Raw genomic sequence first — 4,860 nt, 5'->3', positions numbered from 1 at the left:
TTGCGAGCGTAGCGAAGCAATCCAGGGCGGTTTGGGCGGCTCTGGATTGCTTCGCTACGCTCGCAATGACGAAGGTCATGGGGCTGAAGGCCATGGGGATGACGATGGGATAGCAGCACGACAGGCTCCGGTTCGGGGGGCGCCGGTCGCAGTCGGCACCCCCGTCCCCCTCCGGAGCTTTACGCGGTCTGCGAGGCCAGCGCGGGTTTCCACTCGACGCCGTACCGCGCGAAGATCGCCTTCATGCGGCCGTCCTTCGCCATCGCGGCGAACTGTTCCTCGATGGCGAAGCCCAGGTTGCGGCTGTTTTCCTTCACCGCGATGCCGATGTCCCAGCCGGGCGAGAGCATTGCGGGCAGGAAACCCTTGCGGCGCGCGATGCCCGCGTCGGGCGCGTCGTGCAGGGCGGCCTCGATCTGCGCGGTGCTGGCGACGGCGGCGTCCGCCTCGCCCTTGCCGACGGCCATGACCGCCTCGTAGCCGGTGGGGACGTGGACCACGTCCTTCGACAAGGCCCCGCCCGCATGGCCGAGCAGGTAGAAGTCGGGGATCGAATCGAGTTCCGCCGCGATTCGTTTGCCCTTCCAGCGCACCGGCATCGCCTCGCAGTCCGCTGCCTCACCGCAGGCCGCGCCGAAACTCTCGCGGTAGTAGGGGGCGAGGAAGGTGACGTTGTCCTCACGCGCCATCAGCTGGCGGTCGAAGGGGACGTGCAGCATCACGTCGCAGGGCTGGAAGCCGAGCAGCCCGCCGCGCCAGATGACGTTGCGCAAGTCGTCGGACAGATCCTCGTCCGCCGTGAACAGCGCGATGTCGGCGCGCACGCCCAGCTTCTCGGCAAGAGCATGGGCGAGATCGACGTCGATGCCGGCTGGCTTGCCCTTCTCGTCCCACGACCACGGGCGGTTGTCGGTGTAGAGACCGACGCGCAGCGCGCCCAGCGCCTTCACCTTCTCCAGCGGCGCGGCGAGAAGCGAGGCGGGCCGCAGGGACGCAAGCGCCCCCACGGCCCCGAGACCCTTGATGAGCGACCGGCGGTCCACCGCTTATTCGTCCGTGTGCTTGGATTCCAGCCAGGCGCGGATCGCCCAGCCGGCCTTCTGGCCCAGCACGTCGCCGAAGGGCGGCATGTAGACCTTGCCGTCGTGCGCCGAGCCGTGGCGGAAGCGCTCGACGAACCACTCGTCGCCCGACGAACCCAGTTCGAGGTAGCGCAAATCAGGCGCGATGCCGCCGGAAATGGCTTCGAGGCCGTGGCAGCGCGCGCAGTTCTGGCCGTAGGCGGACTGACCGATGGCGATCGCCTTCGCGTTGCCGGTGTAGGGATTCTCGGTCTTCCACACGTCGTTGCCGCCTTCGATATCGGGCAGGGCAGAGGTGTCCACCGGCTGCGGCACGACGTCGCCGTGGGCGTAGAGATTGGTGCCGATCGAAAGCGAAGTGATGGCGGCGGCAACGGTCAGGACCGCGCGGCCGATGCGAATGGTCATGGATCAGGTGTCCTCTGCGACTTCGGGCTTTACGTGCCTTGTTTCCCGAACGTTGCTTTCGGATACCTGCGGGGCCGGGCGGGTGACCAGTTGGCCAATGGTACAAGACCAAGGTGCCATTGCTGTGGACGCCGGAAGGCGTAGGTTTTGCAGCATGGAGAGAAGCCTGAAGACTTTCGCGCTGGCGCTTTGCGCCCTGTCTGCCGCCCCGTCCCATGCGCAGGATGCCGATGGTGCCGTCACGCGCGCTTATGTCAGCAACGAGCGGTCCTCGACCGTCACCGTCGTCGATCTGGCTACGGGCAAGGCGGCGGCGCAGTGGCCGGTGGGCAAGCGTCCGCGCGGGATCACCATGACGCGCGACGGCAAGTACGTGCTCGTCTGTGCCAGCGCCGACAATGCGGTGGAAGTGCGCGACCCGGCCACCGGCGCGCTGGTGGCGACCTTGCCTTCGGGCGCGGACCCGGAACAGTTCTTCGCCTCGCACGACGGAAAATTGCTCTACGCCGCCAACGAGGACGACGGGGCGGTGACCGCGATCGACCTCTCCGCGCGCAAGGTCGCCTGGCAGGTGACGGTGGGCAAGGAGCCCGAAGGCGTCGCGGAAAGCCCGGACGGCAAGTGGCTGCTGGTCACCAGCGAGGAGGATAATTCGGTCGCCTGGATCGACCTCGCCACCCACACCGTCGCCGGGGAGACGGAGACCGAGGCGCGGCCCCGCCATGTCGAGTTCACGCCCGATGGCAAGCACGTCTGGATCGCGGCGGAAGTGGGCGGGGTGGTGCAGGTCGCCGATGTCGCTTCGAAGGACGTCGTGAAGACAATCCGCTTCGCCCCGCCGGGCGCGCCGGACTACAAGGTCATGCCTTGCGGCATCCGCTTTACGGCTGACGGCAGGACGGCGGTAGTGGCGCTCGGCCGGGCGGACAGCGTGGCGCTCGTGAACGTGGCGAGCGGGGATGTGCGCGGCTACGTCAAGGTCGGCGCACGGCCGTGGCATCTCGCGATCCTGCCCGGCGGGGGTAGCGCGTTGGTCGCCAATGGGGCGAGTGACGACCTCTCGCTGGTGGACCTCGCGGCGATGAAGGTCACCGCGACGATCCCGGCGGGCGAGGGGCCGTGGGGCGTAGCGCTGGGGCGCTGAGGTAGCGCTGTGGTCCTTCGACAAGCTCAGGGCGAGCGGGGTTTGGGTTAATTTCCCATCCCCGGCCCCGCTCTCATTCCCCATTTCCGCTCAGGCTGAGCTTGTCGAAGCCCCCTCGGTCAAACGCTATCCTCCCAAAGTACCACTGCCCAAAGTCCAATTTCGCGCCGCCCGCCCCGGCCGCATGGTCCGCCTCAGTCGCAGGAATAGACGACAACTTCCAACGGGGGACGGATCCATGATTTCGCGGATCATTTTACGCGGCGGTGCCGCGCTGGGCGTACTCGCCCTGGCTATGGCACCCGCCTACGCAGGCAGCAGCGAGGCGCTTCTGAAGCGCCTGCACGAAAAGGGCATTCTCAGCGACGAGGACTACACCGAGCTGCTCGCGCAGGAGCAGGCCGAAGCCTCCGCACCCGCTCCGGCCTCGGCACCCGCCGCAGCCGCGCCCGCCGGTGACCCCGGCCTCTACGTCAAGCGTACCGAGAGCGGCATCGGCCTCGAAGTCGGCCCGGCGACGATCAAGTTCTCGGGCTCGGTCAACGGCTTCTACGTCCACGACAACCCGGCGAGTGCATCGGCCACCACCGCCGTCACCGGCGGCGTCGCCAGCGTCGGCACGCGCAATTCCAGCGCGGTGCGCAACGGTCTGCTGCCGGGCTTCCTGAAGGTCGAGGTGAGCACGAAGCAGGAGGGCTGGGACATCGGCGCCTTCTTCGGCATGTATCCGGGCATCAACTCGGCCGCATGGGGGGCGCTGGGCGCCAACAACGGCGGCCAGCCGACCGCGCTGGCGACGGCGGGCATCGATTTCCGCCAGACCTACCTGACCTTCGGCAAGTCCACCGTCGGCACTTTCAAGATCGGCCGCGACATCGGCCTGTTCGGGTCGGAGGCGATCCTCAACGACATCACGCTGCTTTCATCCGGTACGCCGGGGGGCAACGTGGCGCCGGGCAACACGACGCTCGGCCGCATCGGCGTGGGCTATATCTACACCGACTTCCAGCCGCAGATCACCTATACCTCGCCCAGCTTCGGCGGCGTGCAGGCATCGGTGGGCGTGTTCCAGCCGCTGTCCTCGCTGACCGGCCCGGCGCAGGAGAACTCGCAGCCCGGCTTCCAGGGCAAGATCACCTATGACGCGACGCTCGGCGGCATCGGCCTTCGCGCCTGGGCAGGCGGCGTGACGCAGCGCCACAACGAGATCACCGGCCAGAGCTACACCGGGCAGGGCCTCGACTTCGGTGGCAAGCTGACGGCGGGGCCGATCACGGCGGTGGGTTACTACTACACCGCCAAGGGCCTCGGCACGACGGTACTGGGGCTGCACGACACCGACGGCTTCGGCAACGCCCGCAAGAGCGACGGCTTCTACCTTCAGGCGCTCGCCAGCTTCGGCAAGTTTGCGGTGGGCGGCAGCTATGGCGAGAGTTCGCTGCATTATGCGAACGCGGCCGATGCTCTGGCCAGTCCGAACCTCGTCGACACCAATTCGAGCTGGGTCGGGCAAGTCCGCTACAGCCTGACCAGCTGGGTCACGCTGATCGGCGAGTACACCCATTCGAAGGCCAAGGCGCATTCCGGCAACGAGGCGTCGAGCGACGCCCTCGCGCTGGGCGGCATCCTGTTCTTCTGATCCTTGCGTCGTCCCGGCATGCACCGGGGCGACGCGCCACCATCACCGGAGTCGCAGCCATGATGGAATATCGTAAGTTACCTCCGGAACGCCCGGCCGAAGCGGGGCCGCACGGGAGGTCAGACCCATGAACACCATGAAGTACAACGCCGGCGCGCGCACGCTGCACTGGATCATCGCATTGCTCATCATCGGCAACCTCGCCAGCGGGCTGCTGCACTTCGCGATACCCGTCCACAAGGCGATCGGGCTGACGGTGCTGGTGCTCTCGCTGGCGCGGCTCGGCTGGCGCATGGCGTGGAAGGCGCCGCCGTACCCGGCCTCGATGAGCCGCGCCGAAGTCGGCCTCGCCCATGCGGTGCACGGGGTGCTCTACCTGTTCATGATCGCGATGCCGCTGTCGGGCTGGATCATCGCGTCGGCGGGCAAGTACCCGCTGTCGTGGTTCGGGGTGTTCCAGTGGCCCAAGCTCTCGGTCGTCAAGGGCAGCGCGATCTACGGCGCGGGGCACGAGTTCCACGAGATCGGCGGCTGGGTGCTGCTGGTGCTGGTGCTCGGCCACATCGCGGCGGCGCTGCGCCATCATT

At 67.7% G+C, this 4,860-nt stretch carries 5 protein-coding genes; 3 read left to right on the top strand and 2 right to left on the bottom strand.

Annotated features, from left to right (window positions below):
* Positions 1-179: 179 nt before the first annotated feature.
* Both ACYPYD_RS22300 and pedF read right to left on the bottom strand, forming a co-directional pair.
* Entirely contained in the window at positions 180-1,043 is an 864-nt protein-coding gene (locus ACYPYD_RS22300) for a substrate-binding periplasmic protein (protein WP_036525940.1), read from the bottom strand.
* A 3-nt stretch (positions 1,044-1,046) separates the two neighbouring features.
* Complete coding sequence (gene pedF / locus ACYPYD_RS22295) at positions 1,047-1,490, bottom strand: cytochrome c-550 PedF (RefSeq protein ID WP_459665592.1); 444 nt, start codon at positions 1,488-1,490, stop codon at positions 1,047-1,049.
* Positions 1,491-1,644: 154 nt separating this feature from the next.
* Between pedF and ACYPYD_RS22290 the strand changes: the two genes are divergently transcribed.
* From ACYPYD_RS22290 to ACYPYD_RS22280, 3 genes are all read left to right on the top strand, one after another.
* A complete protein-coding gene (locus ACYPYD_RS22290) occupies positions 1,645-2,634 on the top strand; it encodes a PQQ-dependent catabolism-associated beta-propeller protein (protein WP_459665590.1) in 990 nt (329 codons plus the stop codon).
* Positions 2,635-2,872: 238 nt separating this feature from the next.
* Complete coding sequence (locus ACYPYD_RS22285; RefSeq protein ID WP_459665589.1) at positions 2,873-4,273, top strand: porin; 1,401 nt, start codon at positions 2,873-2,875, stop codon at positions 4,271-4,273.
* 127 nt (positions 4,274-4,400) lie between these two features.
* Positions 4,401-4,860: cytochrome b (locus ACYPYD_RS22280; protein WP_459665587.1), on the top strand; the 460-nt coding region annotated here is incomplete at its 3' end.

It is taken from the genome of Novosphingobium sp. 11B (genome assembly GCF_054589055.1).
The sequence above is the reverse complement of the archived record's forward strand: the minus strand, read 5'-3'. Positions and strand labels throughout refer to the sequence as shown.

Excerpts from the sequence above, each read along its gene's own strand:
- pedF (WP_459665592.1), bottom strand. The coding sequence starts at position 1,490 with ATGACCATTCGCATCGGCCGCGCGGTCCTGACCGTTGCCGCCGCCATC.
- ACYPYD_RS22290 (WP_459665590.1), top strand. The coding sequence starts at position 1,645 with ATGGAGAGAAGCCTGAAGACTTTCGCGCTGGCGCTTTGCGCCCTGTCT.
- ACYPYD_RS22285 (WP_459665589.1), top strand. The coding sequence starts at position 2,873 with ATGATTTCGCGGATCATTTTACGCGGCGGTGCCGCGCTGGGCGTACTC.